At 74.2% G+C, this 15111-nt stretch carries 15 protein-coding genes; 7 read left to right on the top strand and 8 right to left on the bottom strand.

Annotation, left to right across the window (positions count from 1 at the left end; genetic code table 11):
- Nucleotides 1-19: 19 nt before the first annotated feature.
- The gene (locus CR165_RS11530) at nucleotides 20-1573 is read right to left on the bottom strand and encodes an acyl CoA:acetate/3-ketoacid CoA transferase (RefSeq protein WP_109517136.1); all 1554 of its coding nucleotides are present in this window, start codon (nucleotides 1571-1573) and stop codon (nucleotides 20-22) included.
- A gap of 140 nt (nucleotides 1574-1713) precedes the next feature.
- Between CR165_RS11530 and CR165_RS11525 the strand changes: the two genes are divergently transcribed.
- From CR165_RS11525 to CR165_RS11515, 3 genes are read left to right on the top strand one after another with little or no spacing between them, the layout of a single operon-like run.
- Nucleotides 1714-2481 (top strand): enoyl-CoA hydratase/isomerase family protein, encoded by a 768-nt coding sequence (locus CR165_RS11525; RefSeq protein WP_109517135.1) that lies wholly within the window; start codon nucleotides 1714-1716, stop codon nucleotides 2479-2481.
- A complete protein-coding gene (locus CR165_RS11520) occupies nucleotides 2478-3497 on the top strand; it encodes a Gfo/Idh/MocA family protein (protein ID WP_109517134.1) in 1020 nt (339 codons plus the stop codon). The genes CR165_RS11525 and CR165_RS11520 overlap by 4 nt, the downstream gene beginning before the upstream one ends.
- Nucleotides 3494-4327 carry a shikimate dehydrogenase family protein gene (locus CR165_RS11515; protein ID WP_109517133.1) on the top strand — a complete coding sequence of 278 codons (834 nt, stop codon included), beginning with the start codon at nucleotides 3494-3496 and terminating at the stop codon, nucleotides 4325-4327. The genes CR165_RS11520 and CR165_RS11515 overlap by 4 nt, the downstream gene beginning before the upstream one ends.
- Nucleotides 4328-4343: 16 nt before the next feature.
- Here CR165_RS11515 and CR165_RS11510 read toward each other — a convergent pair whose 3' ends face one another.
- The 6 genes from CR165_RS11510 to CR165_RS11485 are packed head-to-tail and all read right to left on the bottom strand — an operon-like array spanning nucleotide 4344 to nucleotide 11129.
- On the bottom strand, nucleotides 4344-4763 hold the full coding sequence (locus CR165_RS11510) for a hypothetical protein (protein WP_109517132.1): 420 nt from the start codon (nucleotides 4761-4763) through the stop codon (nucleotides 4344-4346).
- Nucleotides 4750-6105, bottom strand: a complete 1356-nt coding sequence (locus tag CR165_RS11505; RefSeq protein WP_245906352.1) for a FliI/YscN family ATPase — start codon at nucleotides 6103-6105, stop codon at nucleotides 4750-4752. The genes CR165_RS11510 and CR165_RS11505 overlap by 14 nt, the downstream gene beginning before the upstream one ends.
- A complete protein-coding gene (locus tag CR165_RS11500; RefSeq protein ID WP_109517131.1) occupies nucleotides 6102-6938 on the bottom strand; it encodes a CheR family methyltransferase in 837 nt (278 codons plus the stop codon). The genes CR165_RS11505 and CR165_RS11500 overlap by 4 nt, the downstream gene beginning before the upstream one ends.
- Nucleotides 6935-8089 carry a chemotaxis-specific protein-glutamate methyltransferase CheB gene (gene cheB / locus CR165_RS11495; protein WP_109517130.1) on the bottom strand — a complete coding sequence of 385 codons (1155 nt, stop codon included), beginning with the start codon at nucleotides 8087-8089 and terminating at the stop codon, nucleotides 6935-6937. Before cheB ends, CR165_RS11500 begins: the two co-directional genes overlap by 4 nt.
- Nucleotides 8086-8556, bottom strand: a complete 471-nt coding sequence (locus CR165_RS11490; RefSeq protein ID WP_109517129.1) for a chemotaxis protein CheW — start codon at nucleotides 8554-8556, stop codon at nucleotides 8086-8088. Before CR165_RS11490 ends, cheB begins: the two co-directional genes overlap by 4 nt.
- Complete coding sequence (locus CR165_RS11485; protein WP_109517128.1) at nucleotides 8553-11129, bottom strand: hybrid sensor histidine kinase/response regulator; 2577 nt, start codon at nucleotides 11127-11129, stop codon at nucleotides 8553-8555. The genes CR165_RS11490 and CR165_RS11485 overlap by 4 nt, the downstream gene beginning before the upstream one ends.
- A 328-nt stretch (nucleotides 11130-11457) precedes the next feature.
- Here CR165_RS11485 and CR165_RS11480 point away from each other — a divergent pair, with 328 nt between their 5' ends.
- The 4 genes from CR165_RS11480 (at nucleotide 11458) to CR165_RS11465 (ending at nucleotide 14328) form a co-directional block, all read left to right on the top strand.
- On the top strand, nucleotides 11458-12645 hold the full coding sequence (locus CR165_RS11480) for a flagellin (RefSeq protein WP_109517127.1): 1188 nt from the start codon (nucleotides 11458-11460) through the stop codon (nucleotides 12643-12645).
- 112 nt (nucleotides 12646-12757) lie between these two features.
- Complete coding sequence (locus CR165_RS11475) at nucleotides 12758-13129, top strand: flagellar biosynthesis regulator FlaF (protein WP_109517126.1); 372 nt, start codon at nucleotides 12758-12760, stop codon at nucleotides 13127-13129.
- Nucleotides 13126-13563 carry a flagellar biosynthesis repressor FlbT gene (locus tag CR165_RS11470; RefSeq protein ID WP_109517125.1) on the top strand — a complete coding sequence of 146 codons (438 nt, stop codon included), beginning with the start codon at nucleotides 13126-13128 and terminating at the stop codon, nucleotides 13561-13563. Before CR165_RS11475 ends, CR165_RS11470 begins: the two co-directional genes overlap by 4 nt.
- A 9-nt stretch (nucleotides 13564-13572) precedes the next feature.
- Nucleotides 13573-14328 (top strand): DUF1217 domain-containing protein, encoded by a 756-nt coding sequence (locus tag CR165_RS11465; RefSeq protein ID WP_109517124.1) that lies wholly within the window; start codon nucleotides 13573-13575, stop codon nucleotides 14326-14328.
- 94 nt (nucleotides 14329-14422) lie between these two features.
- Here the strand turns inward: CR165_RS11465 and CR165_RS11460 are convergent, their stop codons facing one another.
- Nucleotides 14423-15019 (bottom strand): polysaccharide biosynthesis/export family protein, encoded by a 597-nt coding sequence (locus tag CR165_RS11460; RefSeq protein WP_109517123.1) that lies wholly within the window; start codon nucleotides 15017-15019, stop codon nucleotides 14423-14425.
- Nucleotides 15020-15111 lie beyond the last annotated feature (92 nt).

Raw genomic sequence — 15111 nt, 5'->3', positions numbered from 1 at the left:
CTGCCCAGGGCTTTGCAGCTCAATCCGCCGCCTCTGCCATGCCGAGGCGGCGCAGCGCGGCGCGCGGCCGCGCCGGCGGCAGGCGGTGGGCCAGCCCCATCGGCGCCTCGGCGAACAGGGCGGGGTCCATCTCCCGCAGTTCCGGCGCGATGCGCGGGCGGAAGCCCATCACCCCCAGCACGTCCTTCTCCAGATCCATCCCCGGCGCGATCTCGACCAGCTCCGGCCCTTCCGCGCCGAGGCGGAACACGGCGCGCTCCGTCACGTAGAGCACCGGCTGGCCGCGCTGGCGCGCATAGGCGCCGGAGAAGGTGACCTGCTCCACGCGCTGCACCGCCTTGGGCGCGCCATTGGCGGTGAGCGTGCCGCCGAAGATGACCGACTTCGCCCCCTGGCTGATGTTGACGAAGCCGCCCGGCCCGACGATCCGCCCGCCGAAGCGCGAGACGTTCACATTGCCCTCCGCGTCGAACTCGGCGAAGGAGAGGAAGGCGAGGTCGAGCCCGCCGCCATCGTAGAAGTCGAACTGGTAGGGCTGGTCCACCTGCGCGTCGGGCGAGCGGGCGGCGCCGGCCTCGTTGCCGCTGGCCGGCGCGCCGCCGATGTTGCCCTGCTCGTTGGTCAGGCAGACGCGGCGCAGCACGCCCTCCTCCGCCGCCACATTGGCCATGCCGGTGAAGATGCCGGAGCCGAGGTTGCAGATGGCGCCCTCGAACAGCTCGCAGGCGCCGCGCCGGGCGACAACGCGGCGCGGCCCCGGCGGCAGGCGGGGGATGTCCTCCAGCGCCACGCGCTGATGACCGGAATAGGCGGGGCTGTCCTCCGTCTCGAAGGTCTGCCACTGCTCCGGCTCGACCACCAGCGCATCGACCAGGATGCCCGGCACCTTCACCAGCTTGGGGTGCAGGCTGCCGCGCGGCACGATGCGCTTGACCTGCGCGATGACCAGCCCGCCCGAGCGCCGCGCCGCCTGGGCGATGCTCAGCATCTCCAGCGTCACCGCCTCGTGCTCCATGGAGATGTTGCCGTCCTCGTCGGCGGCGGAGCCGCGCACCAGCGCCACATCCACCGCGTAGGGGCGGTAGAACAGGTATTCCTCGCCGCGGAACTGCACCAGCTCGACCAGATCCTCCCGCGCGCTGGGGCTCTGCCGCCCGCCCTCCAGCCGCGGGTCGGCGAAGCTGTGCAGGCCGATCCGCGTCATCAGCCCCGGCCGCCCCGCCGCCATCTCCCGCATCAGCTGGGAGAGCGAGCCCTGCGGCAGGGTGTAGGCCTCGATCTTGTCCTCCAGCGCCAGCCTGGCGATGCCGGGGCTGTTGACGAAGGTGCCGGAGACGACGCGCTTCAGCAGCCCCTCCTGCGCCAGGTGCCCGGCGCCGCGCGTCTTGCCGTCGCCCAGCCCCACCGGATGCAGGGCGGTGATGCCGCGCGGGTGGCCGCTCTGGCGGAAGCGGTCGCCGATGGCGGCAAGCAGCGCATCCGGCACCGCGTGGCCGCCGCCCGAGCCGCCGATCAGCAGTGTGTCGCCATCCCGCAGCAGCAGGGCCGCCTCGGCCGCGCTCATCCGCCTCATGGCTTTCTCCTCCCCTGTGTCGCCTTGCCCGATTCATCCTGCATTGGAACGTTCCGATCAAGCCCGGCCGGGGCTTCCCCGCGCGCAAATTGGAACGTTATAATCAACGGCAGAAGAAACAGCGGGAGGGGGACGAGGCCATGCAGGGTGCGGTGACGCTGGACTGCGCCGATGGCATCGCCGAGCTGGTGATCGACCGGCCGGCGAAGCACAACGCGGTCACGCCCGAGATGGCGCGGCAATTCGCCGGCCATGTCCGCCGGATCAACGAGGATGATGCGGTGCGCGCCGTGCTGCTGCGCGGCGCCGGCGAGCGTGCCTTCTGCGCCGGCAGCGACCTCAACGCGCTGGCCGCCTATCCCACCGCCTGGCACTTCCGCAACCGCGTGGAATACGCGGCGGAGATCCGCCTCCTGCGCAAGCCGGTGGTGGCGGCGCTGCAGGGCTGGACGCTGGGCGGCGGCGCCGAGCTGGCGCTGGGCGCCGACCTGCGCGTGGCCGCCGAGGGCACGCGCATCGGCTTCCCCGAGGTGGAGCGCGGCTGGGTGGGCGGCGGCGGCGCCTCGCAATTGCTGCCGCGGCTGGTCGGCCAGGCGGCGGCCGCGCGGCTGCTGCTGCTGGGCGAGCCGGTGGAGGCGGCGGAGGCGCTGCGGCTCGGGCTGGTGCACGAGGTGGTGCCGCCGGCTGGGCTGCTGCCGCGCGCCCGCGCCCTGGCGGCGCGGCTGGCGGGCTTCAGCCCCGTCGCCGTGCAGGCGGTGAAGGCCTCGCTGCGGATGGCCATGGAAGCGCCGCTGACGGCCGGCCTCGCCTATGAGAACGAGATGAACGTGCTGTGCTTCAGCGCAGGCGACCACCTGGAGGGCATCCGCGCCTTCAACGAGAAGCGGCCGGCGGCCTTCACACGATGAGCGGGGTGGAGGCGGTGGGCGTCGGGCTGGTCGGCCTCGGCATGGCGGTGAAGCCGCACATGCTGGCGCTGCGCGAGCTGGAGGCGGAGGGCGCGGTGCGGATCATGGGCGGCCACGCGCCCTCGGCGGAGCGGCGGGCCGCCTTCGCCGCGCAGTGGGGCGTTCCGGTCTTCCCGACGCGGGAGGCGCTGCTGGAGCAGCCCGGCCTGGGGCTGGTGCTGGTCCTGACGCCGCCCGGCAGCCACCTGGAGGTGGCGCGGGCCGTCGCCGCCACGGGGCGGCACATGATCGTCGAGAAGCCGCTCGCCCTCGACGTGGCGGAGGGCGAGGCGCTGGCCGCGCTGGCGGAGGCGGCGGGTGTGCGCTGCGGCGTCTGCCTGCAGCACCGCTTCCGCCCGGCGGCGCTGCGGCTGCGGCAGGCGGTGGAGGCGGGCGCGCTGGGGCGGCTGCTCTCGGCCAGCGCCTCCATCCGCTGGTGGCGGGATGCCGCCTACTTCGCCACGCCGGGGCGCGGCATGCGCGCGCGCGATGGCGGCGGCGTGCTGCTCACCCAGGCGATCCACACGCTCGACCTGCTGCTGCACCTGGCCGGGCCGCACCGGCAGGTGATGGGCTTCGCCCGCACCTCGCCGCTGCGCCGCATCGACACGGAGGACATCGTGGCCGCGGCCATCGCCTTCGGGAACGGTGCCATCGGCGTGCTGGACGCCACCACCGTCGCCCGCCCCGGCTATGCGGAGCGGATCGAGCTGGCGGGGACGGAGGGCTCGGCGGTGCTGGAGGGCAGCCGTCTGGTGCTGCACGGGTGCGACGGCAGCACCACGCTGGGCGGCGCGCTGGAGGGCGGCGGCGGCGCCGACCCGATGGCCTTCGACCACGGCCCGCACAAGGCGATGATCGCCGAGGTGCTGGCCGCCATCGCGGAAGGACGCCCGCCGATGAACGATGCGCGCTCCGCCCTTCCGGTGCAGCGGCTGATCGAGGACCTGCTGGCCGATGCGGCGGGCCGCGCATGAGCGGCGGCATCACTGGTAGTATCACTGGCGCCACGCGCCTCTACGCCATCCTGGGCGACCCGGTGGCCCCGCTGCGCTCGCCGGCGCTGTTCAACGCCGCCTTCGCGCGGCTGGGGCGGGATGCCGCCTTCCTGCCCCTACAGGTGCCGGAGGGGGCCTTGCCGGAGGTCTGGGCCGGGCTGCGGCGCATCGGCAATCTCGACGGGCTGGTGATCACCATGCCGCACAAGGCGGCGGCGTTGCCGCTGCTGGACGCGCTGGGCCCGACCGCCACCCTGACCGGCACCGTCAACACCGCCCGCCGCCGCCCCGATGGCGGGTGGGAGGGCGAGATGTTCGATGGAGAAGGCTTCCGCGACGGGCTGGAGCGCGCCGGCCACACCCCGCACGGCGCGCGGGTGCTGCTGGTGGGGTGCGGCGCGGCGGGGCGGGCCATCGGCTTTGCCCTGGCGCGGGCGGGGGTGGCGCATCTGGCGCTGCGGGACGCGGCGCCGGGCCGGGCGGAGGCGCTGGCGGCCCGGCTGGCGGAAGCCTTCCCGGCGCTGCCCGTCTCCACCGGCGCGGCCGGGCCGGAGGGGCGGGACATCGTCGTCAACGCCACGCCGCTCGGCCTCCGCCCCGGCGATGCGCTGCCGCTGGACCCGGCCGCGCTGCGCCCCGGCCAGGTGGTGGCCGATGTCATCCCCAACCCGGAGGTGACGCCGCTGATCGCCGCCGCGCGCCGGCTGGGCTGCCCCACCGTCACCGGCCGCGCCATGCATGAGGGGCAGGCGCGGCTGGCGGCGGCCTATCTCGGCATCGCCGGCTGGGAGGAGGGGGCGCCGGGCTGAAGCGGGCACGGCGGCGCTAGCGCCGCCGGCCGGCCATCTCGTCCAGCGCCGCCTGCTCGCGCCGGCGGCGGCGCAGCGCCTCCGCCGCCGCCCGGCCCTCGCGCAGCAGCTCCACCACACGCTCCGCCGCCCGGCTCTCCGTCAGCGCCGCCCGGGCCGATTGCGCGGCCTGCTCGGCCAGCCGGGCCTCCGCCGCGCCGCGCTGGCGCAGCGACTCCCCGCGCGGCAGCCAGCGCGCCAGATCCTCGCCCGCGCCCAGTGCCAGCAGCGCCGCGCCCGCTGCGGCGATCTCGCGCGGGATGGCGGCCGCCGCCTCCTCCGCCCGCCGCGCGGCGAGAGCGGCCTGGGCCTGCCGCTCCACCAGGGCGCGGCGCGCCTCGGCCACCTCCAGCGCGCGCAGGCGCTGCAGCACGGCCAGCGGGTCAGGCGGCGGCAAGGGCGGCCTCCAGCCGCGCGAAGGCGCCCTCCACCGGCAGGGTGGGCTCCTCCTTGCGCTGCGCCAGGAAGGCCTCGATGCGCGGGCCGAGGCGCAGCGCCTCGTCCACCGCCGGGTCGGTGCCGGCGCGGTAGGCGCCGAGCCGCACCAGCTCCGCCATGTCCGCCTGCAGGGCGAGGATGCGGCGGGCGCGCTCCATCACCGCCCGCTCGGCCGGCGCCAGGCAGCCGGGCACGGTGCGCGAGAGGCTGCGCAGCACGTCGATCGCCGGCCAGCGGCCGCGCTCGCCGATGCGTCGGTCCAGCACCACATGCCCGTCGAGGATGCCGCGCACCGCATCGGCCACCGGCTCGTCATGGTCGTCGCCCTCCACCAGCACGGTGAACAGCCCGGTGATGGCGCCACCCACCCCCTCGGCGCAGGGGCCGGCCCGCTCCAGCAGGCGCGGCAGCTCGGCGAAGACGCCGGGGGTGTAGCCGCGCGTCGCCGGCGGCTCGCCCGCAGCCAGCCCGATCTCGCGGCAGGCCAGGGCGAAGCGCGTCAGGCTGTCCATCATCAGCAGCACCTGGCGGCCCTCGGCGGCCAGCGCCTCGGCCACCGTCATGGCGGCATAGGCGGCCTCGCGCCGCATCAGCGGCGGCGCGTCCGAGGTGGCGCAGACGACGACGCTGCGCGCCAGCCCCTCGGCGCCGAGGTCGTCCTCCAGGAACTCCCGCAGCTCCCGCCCCCGCTCGCCGACGAGGCAGAGCACGGCGGCGTCGCAATCGGCGCCGCGCGCCAGCATGGAGAGGAGGGTGGACTTGCCGACGCCGGAGGCGGCGAACAGGCCGAGGCGCTGCCCGCGCCGCATGGTGCAGAAGCCGTCCAGCGCGCGCACGCCGAGCGCCAGGCGCGGGCCGAGCCGGGCGCGCAGCCCGGCCTCCGGCGCGGCGCGGCGCACCGGCAAGGCGGCCGGCCCGGGCGGCAGGGGGCCGCGCCCGTCCATCGGCCGGCCGAGCGGGTCCACCACCCGGCCCAGCCAGCCGGCACCGGGCGAGAGCGTGGCCGTGCCGCGCAGACGCACCGGGGCGCCGAGCCGCACCCCCTCCAGCGCGCCGAAGGGCATGGCGCGCGCCGCCTGCCCCGAAAGGGCGACGATCTCGGCCGCGACGGGGCCGGCGGCGCCTTCCACCTCCACCCGCGCGCCGCAGCCGAGGAAGCCCTGCAGCCCTGTCACCTCCAGCGAAAGGGCGCTGGCGGCGGCGACGCGGCCCTGCACCGTCTCCGCCGGCAGGGCGCGCAGCGCGGCGGCGGCGGCCTCCGCCCGGCGGAGGAAGGGGGAGGCGGCCATGGCGGCGCTCATGCCGCCTCGCCGGCGGCGGGCCGGTAGGCGCTGCGGTAATCCTCGAGCGGCGCCAGCCGGGCGTTCAGCCCGAGCAGCGTCTCCGCCGCGCCGAGATAGAGCACCCCGTCCGGCGCCAGGCGCTGCTGGCAGGCCTCCAGCACCCGCTCCTTGGTCGGCTGGTCGAGATAGATGAGCAGGTTGCGCAGCAGGATGATGTCGAAGGTGCCGCTCACGCCGAGCGGCCCGACGAGGTTGGCGCGCTCGAAGCGGCAATCGGCGCGCAGCGTGGCGGCGGCGCGCCAGCCCTGGCCTTCCGGCGTGAACCAGCGCGCCCGGCGCTCGGGGGAGAGGCCGCGCTGCATCTCGAACTCGGTGTAGAGGCCGGCCCGGGCGCGCTCCAGCACGGCGCCGCAGATATCGGTGCCGAGGATGGAGACCGGCCGGCCGCCCAGCGCCGGCTGCAGCTCGCGCGCCAGCATGGCCACCGAATAGGCTTCCTGCCCGGTGGAGCAGGCGGCGGACCAGATGCGCAGCGCGGCACCCGGCGGGCGGGCGGCGGCCAGGCGCGGCAGCGCCGCCTCGGCCAGGTGGCGGAAGGGCGCGCCGTCGCGGAAGAAGCTGGTCTCGTTGGTGGCCAGCGCCTCCGCCGCCTCCTGCGCCAGCAGGGTGCCGCCGGGGCTGCCGAGGGAGGCCGCCAGCGCCTCCAGCCCGGCCAGGCGGTGCCGCGCCAGCAGGGGCGCGAGGCGGCTGGAGAGCAGGTAGCCCTGGCCCGGCCCCAGCACCAGCCCGGAGACCTCGCGCACCCGGTGGGCGATGCGCTGCGCCGCCCCGCTCGAGAAGGCCTGGCTCATGCGGCGCCCGCCAGCTCGGCCAGGCGGCGCGCCAGGGCGGGCAGCGGCAGCACCTCCTGCGCCGCGCCGCGCTCCACCACCGCGCCCGGCATGCCCCAGACGACGCTGCTGGCGGCATCCTGCGCCAGCACATGGCCGCCGGCGGCGCGCACCGCGGCGGCGCCGGCGCCACCATCATGCCCCATGCCGGTGAGCACGGCGGCGACGCAGCGCTCCCCCAGCAGCGCGGCCAGGCTGCGCAGCATCGGGTCCACGGCGGGGCGGCAGAAATGCTCCTCCGGCGCGTCCGAGAGGTGCAGCGCCATGGGCCGGCCGGCGGCCAGCAGGTGCACCCCGCCCGGCGCCAGGTAGGCGCAGCCCGGCTCCGGCACCGTGCCCTCCCGCGCCACCTCCACCCGCGCCGCGCCCATGCGGCCGAGATGCTCGGCCAGCATGGGGATGAAGGCGGCGGGCATGTGCTGGGTGAGCAGGATGGGCAGGGCGGGCGGGCGGCGGAAGGCGCGGAACACCTCGGCCAGCGCCTGCGGCCCCCCGGTCGAGGCGCCGATGGCGATCACCGCCGGTGCCAGCCCGCTGCGTGGCGGCCGCGGCGGCGCGGCCGGGAAGGATGCCGCGACGGCCGGGGCGGGCCGCGCGGCCACGGCAAGGGTGGGGGCGGCAGGAACGGGGAGGGCGGGGGCGGCAGGGGCCGGCAGGCGGCGGCGCAGCGCGCCATGGCCGCGCACCCGCACCACCAGCTCCCGCGCGAAGGCGGCGTCCTCGCCGCTGGCAGGCTTGGGCAGGCAGTCGGCGGCGCCGCGCCGAAGCGCCTCCATCGCCGCCGCGCCGCCGCGCGTCGTCAGGGTGGAGACGACGATGACGCGCAGGCCCGGATCGGCCGCCAGCATCAGCGGCAGGGCGGTGAGGCCGTCCATCACCGGCATCTCGATGTCGGTCACCGCCACGTCGATGCCGCCGCGCCGCACGGCGGCCACCGCCTCCTCGCCGTTACGGGCGCGGGCGACGACGTGCAGGCCCGGCTCGGCCTCCAGCATCCGCGCCAGGGCGGCGCGGATGACAGTGCTGTCGTCGCAGACCAGGATGCGGAGCCGGGCGGGGGGGACAGGCGGGGTGGCATCCGGCGGGGCCAGCACGCCGGGCGGGGCGCTCATGCGAGGCCGGCCTCCGCGTCGCGCCCGAAGGCCAGCAGGCGGGCCGGGTCCAGCTCGATCAGCAGCCCCTCCGCCAGCTGGTGGATGGCGGCGACATGGCCGCGCCAGGCCTCCCCCAGCGTCTCCGGCGCCATCGCCCGCGCCTCGGGCGGCACCGGCAGCACCTCGCGCACCGCATCGGCCAGCAGGCTGTACAGCTCGCCCTCATGCTCGACGACGATGCTCATGCGCGCGGCGCCCGGCTCGGCGGCCGGCAGGCCGAGCCGGCTGCGCAGCTCCACCGCCGTGACGATGCGGCCGCGCAGGTTCAGCACGCCCGCCACGCCGGGCGGCGCCAGCGGCACGCGGGTGATGGCCTCGCCGCGCAGCACGTCGCGCACGCAGGGGACGGGCAGGCCGCAGAAGCGCCCCGCCAGGGTCAGGCCGAGCAGCAGGCGCGGCTCGGCGGAGGGGGTCGGCGCGCTCATGCGGCGCTCCTCAGGCCGGAGATGGCGCGGCCGAGCGCGGCCAGCACCCGGTCGCGGTCGAACTTGGCGACATAGTCGTTGAAGCCGGCGGCATGGCCGCGCGCCATGTCGCGCGGGCCGGTGCGGCTGGTGAGCGCCACCACCGGCAGCGCCGCCCAGGGCCCGCCGCGGCGGATCTCGGCCAGCAGGTCGAAGCCGTCCATGCCGGGCATCTCGATATCGGTCAGCACGGCGTCGAACATCGCGCCCTTCTCGCGCAGCGCCAGGGCGGCGGCGGCATCGGCGCACTCGGTCACGGCGTAGCCGGCGCTGCTGAGGGCGGGCACCACGATCTGCCGGAAGAAGCCGCTATCCTCCACCACCAGCAGGCGCGGCACCGGGCCGCCGGAATGGCCGAACCAGGCGGGGTCGCCCAGCCGCAGCCAGTGGGCGCAGTCCAGCACATCCGTGCCGCGCCCGGCGATGATGGCGCTGCCGAGGAAGCCCGGCCGCGCTCCGGAGGGGCGCAGCGCCAGCGGCTCCTGCACCACGTCCAGGATCTCGTCCACCATCAGGCCCAGCATCCGCTCGCCCTCCTGGAAGACCAGCATCTGCTGCGTGGCGCCGGGCTGCGGCCGGCTCCAGGCGCCGACCGGAAGCAGCGGCATCAGCCGCCCGCGATACTGCACCGCCGGGCCCTCGCCCACGAGCTCGATGCTCTCGGCCGGCAGCGCCTCGAGCCGCGCCACCAGGCCGAGCGGCACGGCGAGGGGGGTGGGCTGGCCGCCGGCGCGGAACAGCAGCAGCTGCGCCGTGTCCGTGCTCTGGGCGGCGCCCTCGGCCTCCGCCTCCCCGGCGCGGCCGAGGCTGAGACCGGCCAGCCGCGCCACGCCGCCGGGGTCGAGGATCATGATGACGCCGCCATCGCCCAGGATGGTGTTGCCGGAGAAGGCGGCGAGGTCGCGCAGGATCGGCGCGACGGGCTTCACCACGATTTCCTCCGTGTCGAACACGCCATCGACGAGCAGGCCGAAGCGCCCGGCATCGGCGTGCAGCACGGCGACGAACCCCTCCACCGCCGCGCCCGCCTCCAGGGCGGGGGCGAGGCCGAGCAGCGCGCCGAGCGGCACCAGCGGCAGCAGCTGGCCGCGCAGCCGCAGCACCGGCGCCACGTTCACCCACTCCAGCGTGGCGCCGCCCGGCCCGACGCGCACCAGCTCCACGACCGCCGCCTGCGGCACCGCGAAGCGCTCCGCCTCGGCCTGGACGATGAGGCCGGAGATGATGGCCAGGGTGAGCGGGATGCGGATGGTCAGGGTGGTGCCGCGGCCGGCGCTGCTGCGCAGGTCCACGCTGCCGCCGATGCGCTCGATGTTGGTGCGCACCACATCCATGCCGACGCCGCGGCCGGAGACGGCGGTGACCGCCTCGGCGGTGGAGAAGCCGGGGCGGAAGACGAAGCGCGCCACGTCGGCATCGTCCATGCCGGCCAGCGCCGCCTCGGTGACGAGGCCGCGCTCCAGCGCGCGGCGGCGCACCCGGTCGAGATCCAGCCCGCGCCCGTCATCGGCGATCTGGATCAGGATGCGGCCGCCCTCCTGCCGTGCGGAGAGCAGGATGCGGCCCGCCTCCGGCTTGCCGGCGCGGCGGCGCTCCTCCGGCCCCTCCAGCCCATGGTCGGCGCAGTTGCGCACCATGTGGGTCAGCGGGTCGCGGATCAGCTCCAGCACCTGGCGGTCGAGCTCCGTCTCGCCGCCGGTCATCACCAGCTCGATCCGCTTGCCCAGCTCCTGGCCGAGGTCGCGCACCAGCCGCGGCAGCTTCGACCAGGCGGCGGAGACGGGCTGCATGCGCGTCTTCATCACCCCCTCCTGCAGCTCGGAGGTGATGCGGGAGAGGCGCTGCAGCGGCGCCGAGAAGGCGCTGTCGCCCTGGCTGCGCGCCACCTGCAGCAGCTGGTTGCGCACCAGCACCAGCTCGGAGGCCAGCGTCATCAGATCGTCCAGCACCGGCAGCGAGACACGGATGGCCTGCACCGGCAACGCCGCCTCGGCGCCCGTGCCGGCGGCTGGCGCCGCGGGCGCGGCGGCGAGCGGCGTCGGCGCGCCGTCATTGGCGGGGGTGGGGAGGGGGCCGGGCAGCTCCGGCTCCTCGCATTCGGCGGCCGGCTCCAGGAGCGGCTCCGTGAGCGCCTCCTGCCCGGGCGGCACAGCCCCGGCCTCCGGCGCGGCCAGCGCCTCCAGCCGGGCGCGCAGCGCCGCGTCGTCGCCCGGCGGCTCGGCGCCGGTCTCGGCCAGGCCCGCCATGATGGTGCGGATGGCGTCGATCGAGGCCAGCACGGCGCTGACGCCTTCCGGCGTCACCGCCCGCTCGCCATCGCGGTAGAGGCCGAGCAGGTTCTCGGCCGCGTGCGCCACCCCCTCCAGCCGGGACAGGCCGAAGAAGCCGCAGGTGCCCTTGACGGTGTGCACCAGCCGGAAGATGCGGGCCAGGGTCTCGCCATCCGGCGCGCGTTCCAGCTGCACCAGGGCGGTGTCCAGCTCGGCCAGCGCCTCGTTGGTTTCGGTGAGGAACTCCGCGATGAGGTCGTCCACGCCCTTGATCCGTCTGCTGCCGCTGGAGGTCGGTCGAGGGGCGTGTCTGCCGGCAGTCTGTTAACCTCTTCTGTCCCGGCCGTAGGGAAAGCGGTCGGCGGGCCGGAATATTTCCGCCACGCGCCGCCTGCTTTCGCGGCGATCGTCAACATGTGGTTAGCAAAACGACCTCAGCCTTCCTCTGCCGCCCAAGGACCGGGCGGAGACGGAGGGTGCGGCGGATGATCCGCGCGGCGACCATCCAGCTGGCCAGACCGCTCCACAAAAGGCAGGGGCGCTGGCCGCGCCGCCCGAAAACTGGGCGGCGTCGGACAACAGGAATTCAGCCATGGCCCTCAATTCGGTCATCACCAATGCCGGCGCGATGGTGGCCCTGCAGTCGTTGAACAAGACCAACGACATGATGGACACCACGCAGAAGCGGATTTCCACCGGCTACCGCGTTTCGGATGCCAAGGACGATGGTGCCGCTTTCGCCGTGGCGCAGAAGGTGCGCGGCGATGTGGCCGGCCTGACCAGCGCGAACGAGCAGCTCGGCGGTGCCAAGGGCCTGCTCGATACCACTCTTGCGGGCCTGAATAAGGTGTCCACCACCATGAGTGAGCTCAAGGGGGTGATGGTCAAGCTGGCCGACAACAAGGTTACCGGCGAGGAGCGTGCCGGTTACGTGGCGCAGTTCGATAAGCTGACCGCTTCGGTCAACAACTATGTCAGCGACGCGACTTACAATGGCAAGACGTTGCTGGTCACGCCAAAGGACGCAGACGGCGCCACAATTGCCAAGCCTGATACGACTGCGCTGACGGCGGCAAAGGCGGCGATGGATGAGGCCGGGCTTGCCTTACCTGATCTGGACACTCCGTTCGATCCCTCGGCGACGTTACCCACCCTTGCGGAGTATATGGCAGACCCCGACAATGCACTAGACAACTTCACCGCCGCAGCAGCCGCCTATACGGGCACCGGCGCTGACAGTGTTGGGGATGAGGCGAAGGTTGCTGACTACGCCGCGGCGGCTGAGACTTACTTTTTGGCCGCTGCCTCTGCATCGACAGCGTCCGCAGCCTACGACGCCGCCATGACGAGCTCCAACATCAACGTCGTGCGCAACGAAAAGGCGACCAGCTACTCAATCGACGCCGTTGACATGAGTACGTTGAAGATCACTAAGCCAGCGGCAGAGGCTGGCGGTGAGATCACGGCTGAGCAGTGGGCAACCGCGTTGAATGGTGGTCCCGGCGCAACGCCGACGACCGGGAGCTTCGCCGCAGCGGAGAAATCCGTTAGCGAGGCGCTGGTTCAGTTCGGTAATGACAGTCGTGCCATCGACGGCCAGATCTCCTTCAATAAGGATCGTCTGGACGCCATGGAATCCGGCCTCGGCGCGCTGATCGACGCGGATCTGGCCAAGGAATCCGCGCGCATGCAGTCGCTGACCATTCGCCAGCAGCTCGGCACCACCTCGCTGAGCACGGCGAACCAGTCGCCTTCCGCCCTGCTGAGCCTGTTCCGCTGATCGCGCCGCGGCGCTGACAGGACTCTGAAACAGCCGGGGGCCAAAAGGCCCCCGGCCACACTGCCAAGACGGGGCCGCCCGGCCCCAGCCGTCAAAACGAGAGGCTGGCACCGTGTACGCACAAAATCCCCAGGCCCTGCGCGCCTATGGCGCCGTGCAGGCGGCGCGGCCATTGCGCGAGCAGGAGGCGGAAGTCTACGCCATCCTCTCCGGCCGGCTGCGCGAGGCCGCCGCCAGCGGCGATCCCCTGGCCTTCACCCGCGCCCGGGCCGATGCGCGCCGCCTGTTCACCACGCTCCAGACGCTGGTGCTGCACGAATCCTGCGAATTGCCGCGCGAGCTGCGTGGCCTGATTGCCTCGGTCGCCGCCGCCGCGCTGCGCGACATTGAAGGCGGGGAGACCGATCTCGTGTTCCTGGCCGATATCTGCGACGATTTCGCCGCCGGCCTGCGCGCCCGCCCGGCCGTGGCGGCCGTGGCATGAGCGGCCGGCAGGAGGCCACTCCCGGCCAGGGCCGGCTGGTGCTGGACCTGCGCGCGGGCGACCGCATGCTGGTCAACGGCGCCGCGCTGCAGTTCAAGACGCGCACCAGCGTCATGCTCTCCAACCGCGCCCGCTTCCTCTTCGGCAAGCAGATCATGGCGCCGGAGGAGGCGCGCACCCCGGCGCGGCGCGTCTACTTCGCCATCCAGGCCGCCTACATCGCCGAGGAGCATGAGCGCGCCGACTATATCGCCGAGGCGCGGCGGCTGGCGGGCGAGTATTCCGACGCCACCACCTCCGCCACGGCGCGCCGCCTGCTGGCCGAGGCCATCGCGGACCTGGAGGCGAGCGATTGCTGGGAGGCGATGCGCCGCGTGCGCACCCTCTTCGCGCATGACGACGCGGTGCTCGGCCTCGCCGCCGTGGCGGGCTGAGCCGCCGCCATGGCCGTGAACCCCTACCTGCTGACGCTGTTCGGCGGCGCGGCGGAGACGAGCACGGCCATGTCTCCGGGCGAGACGGTGGCCTTCTACAACCAGTCGCTGAAGAACGCCGACAAGGAGACGGAGCGCCTGCGCGCCGACCCGATGGTCAAGCGCGACCTGGCGACGCTGTTCAAGGCGATCGACAAGGCGAAATCGCCCGAGGAGCTGCTGCGCAACCCGGAGGCGCGGCGCGTGCTGATGCAGGGCCTCGGCCTCGCCGACCAGGTGGAGAACGCCGGGCTGGCCATCAAGGCGCTGACCTCCGACCCCACGCAGAAGGATTCGCTTGCCCGGCAACTGCCGGATGCGCGCTGGGCTGGAGCGGCGGAGCAGCTCGGCTTCGCCAAGGATGGTCTCGCCAAGCTGAAGGACCCGGAGTTCCGCGCGGTGATCGCCGACGGGCTGGTGGAGTACAAGCGGCTCACCGCCATCTCCGACCGCAGCCAGGTGGTGGCAGATGCGCTGGTCATCCAGGCCCGGCCGGACACCAAGCCCGACATCTACACCGTGCTGGGCGACAAGGTGATGCGCCGCGTCGCCACCACCGTGGCGGGGCTGCCCAGCGAGCTAGCGCTGCAATCGGTGGAGGCGCAGGCGCGCAGCCTTTCCGCCCGCTTCGACACCGAGCAGCTGGCGGACCCCAAGAAGCGCGAGAAGCTGATCCAGCGCTATCTGGTCACCGCCTCCAGCAACGGCTTCAGCCTGAGCGTCTGAGCCACGCTGCGGATACAAAGACGGCCCCGCCGCGTTGCGCGCGGCGGGGCCGTCTTTGTATCCGGGGGAGGTGCGGCACCTCCCCCGCCGATGATCAGAAGCGGCGCTCGAACACCGTCACCACATCGCCCGGCTGCAGCAGGGTCTGCCGCTCGGCGCGGAACTCGCGCGGCTGGCCGTCCGCGCCGATGCGGGTGAGGCCAACATAATCGGTCACGGCGCGGTAGTTGAAGCCACCCGAGACGGCCACGGCGGCGAGTGCCGTCATGCCCGGCTGGTACGGGGTCTGGCCGCCGCGCTCCACCATGCCCAGCACGAAGACCGGGCGGTATTCCTGGATCTCGACGGCGACGGACGGATCGTTGAACAGGTTGCGGCTGCGCAGGCTGCGCACGATCGCCGTCTCGGCCTCGCCCGTGGTGCGGCCGGAGACGGGGATGGCGCCGACCAGCGGCAGGGCGATGGTGCCCGTGTCGGTGATGCGGAACTCGCCCGTCAGGCGCGGGTCATTGAAGACGGTGACGCGAAGCTGATCGCCGGGGCCGAGCTTGTAGGGGCCCGCGGCGGTCTGCGGCAGGGGAGGGAGGTCGGCGCCCGGCGTCGCGCAGGCAGCCAGGGCGAGCAGGGCGCCCATGGCCAGGCCACGCAGCCCTGCGCGGAAGCCTTTCACCGAAAAAGCAGAACGAGGCATTTCTCACTCCCGGAATCTGGAAATCTGAGACAAAGCTCTACAGATGAACCGAACCTGAGCGAAGCAGAAATGGGTCGCTGCTCGATCAATAG

Source organism: Teichococcus aestuarii (genome assembly GCF_003116135.1).
In the GTDB taxonomy this organism is placed as follows: domain Bacteria; phylum Pseudomonadota; class Alphaproteobacteria; order Acetobacterales; family Acetobacteraceae; genus Pseudoroseomonas; species Pseudoroseomonas aestuarii.
This window is presented reverse-complemented; position numbering and strand designations above follow the sequence as displayed.

Coding starts and splice junctions, on each gene's coding strand:
- CR165_RS11505 (WP_245906352.1), bottom strand. CDS start 6,105: ATGAGCGCCGCCATGGCCGCCTCCCCCTTCCTCCGCCGGGCGGAGGCC.
- CR165_RS11500 (WP_109517131.1), bottom strand. CDS start 6,938: ATGAGCCAGGCCTTCTCGAGCGGGGCGGCGCAGCGCATCGCCCACCGG.
- CR165_RS11460 (WP_109517123.1), bottom strand. CDS start 15,019: ATGCCTCGTTCTGCTTTTTCGGTGAAAGGCTTCCGCGCAGGGCTGCGT.
- CR165_RS11520 (WP_109517134.1), top strand. CDS start 2,478: ATGAGCGGGGTGGAGGCGGTGGGCGTCGGGCTGGTCGGCCTCGGCATG.
- CR165_RS11465 (WP_109517124.1), top strand. CDS start 13,573: ATGGCCGTGAACCCCTACCTGCTGACGCTGTTCGGCGGCGCGGCGGAG.
- CR165_RS11530 (WP_109517136.1), bottom strand. CDS start 1,573: ATGAGGCGGATGAGCGCGGCCGAGGCGGCCCTGCTGCTGCGGGATGGC.
- CR165_RS11515 (WP_109517133.1), top strand. CDS start 3,494: ATGAGCGGCGGCATCACTGGTAGTATCACTGGCGCCACGCGCCTCTAC.
- CR165_RS11525 (WP_109517135.1), top strand. CDS start 1,714: ATGCAGGGTGCGGTGACGCTGGACTGCGCCGATGGCATCGCCGAGCTG.
- CR165_RS11490 (WP_109517129.1), bottom strand. CDS start 8,556: ATGAGCGCGCCGACCCCCTCCGCCGAGCCGCGCCTGCTGCTCGGCCTG.
- CR165_RS11480 (WP_109517127.1), top strand. CDS start 11,458: ATGGCCCTCAATTCGGTCATCACCAATGCCGGCGCGATGGTGGCCCTG.
- cheB (WP_109517130.1), bottom strand. CDS start 8,089: ATGAGCGCCCCGCCCGGCGTGCTGGCCCCGCCGGATGCCACCCCGCCT.
- CR165_RS11470 (WP_109517125.1), top strand. CDS start 13,126: ATGAGCGGCCGGCAGGAGGCCACTCCCGGCCAGGGCCGGCTGGTGCTG.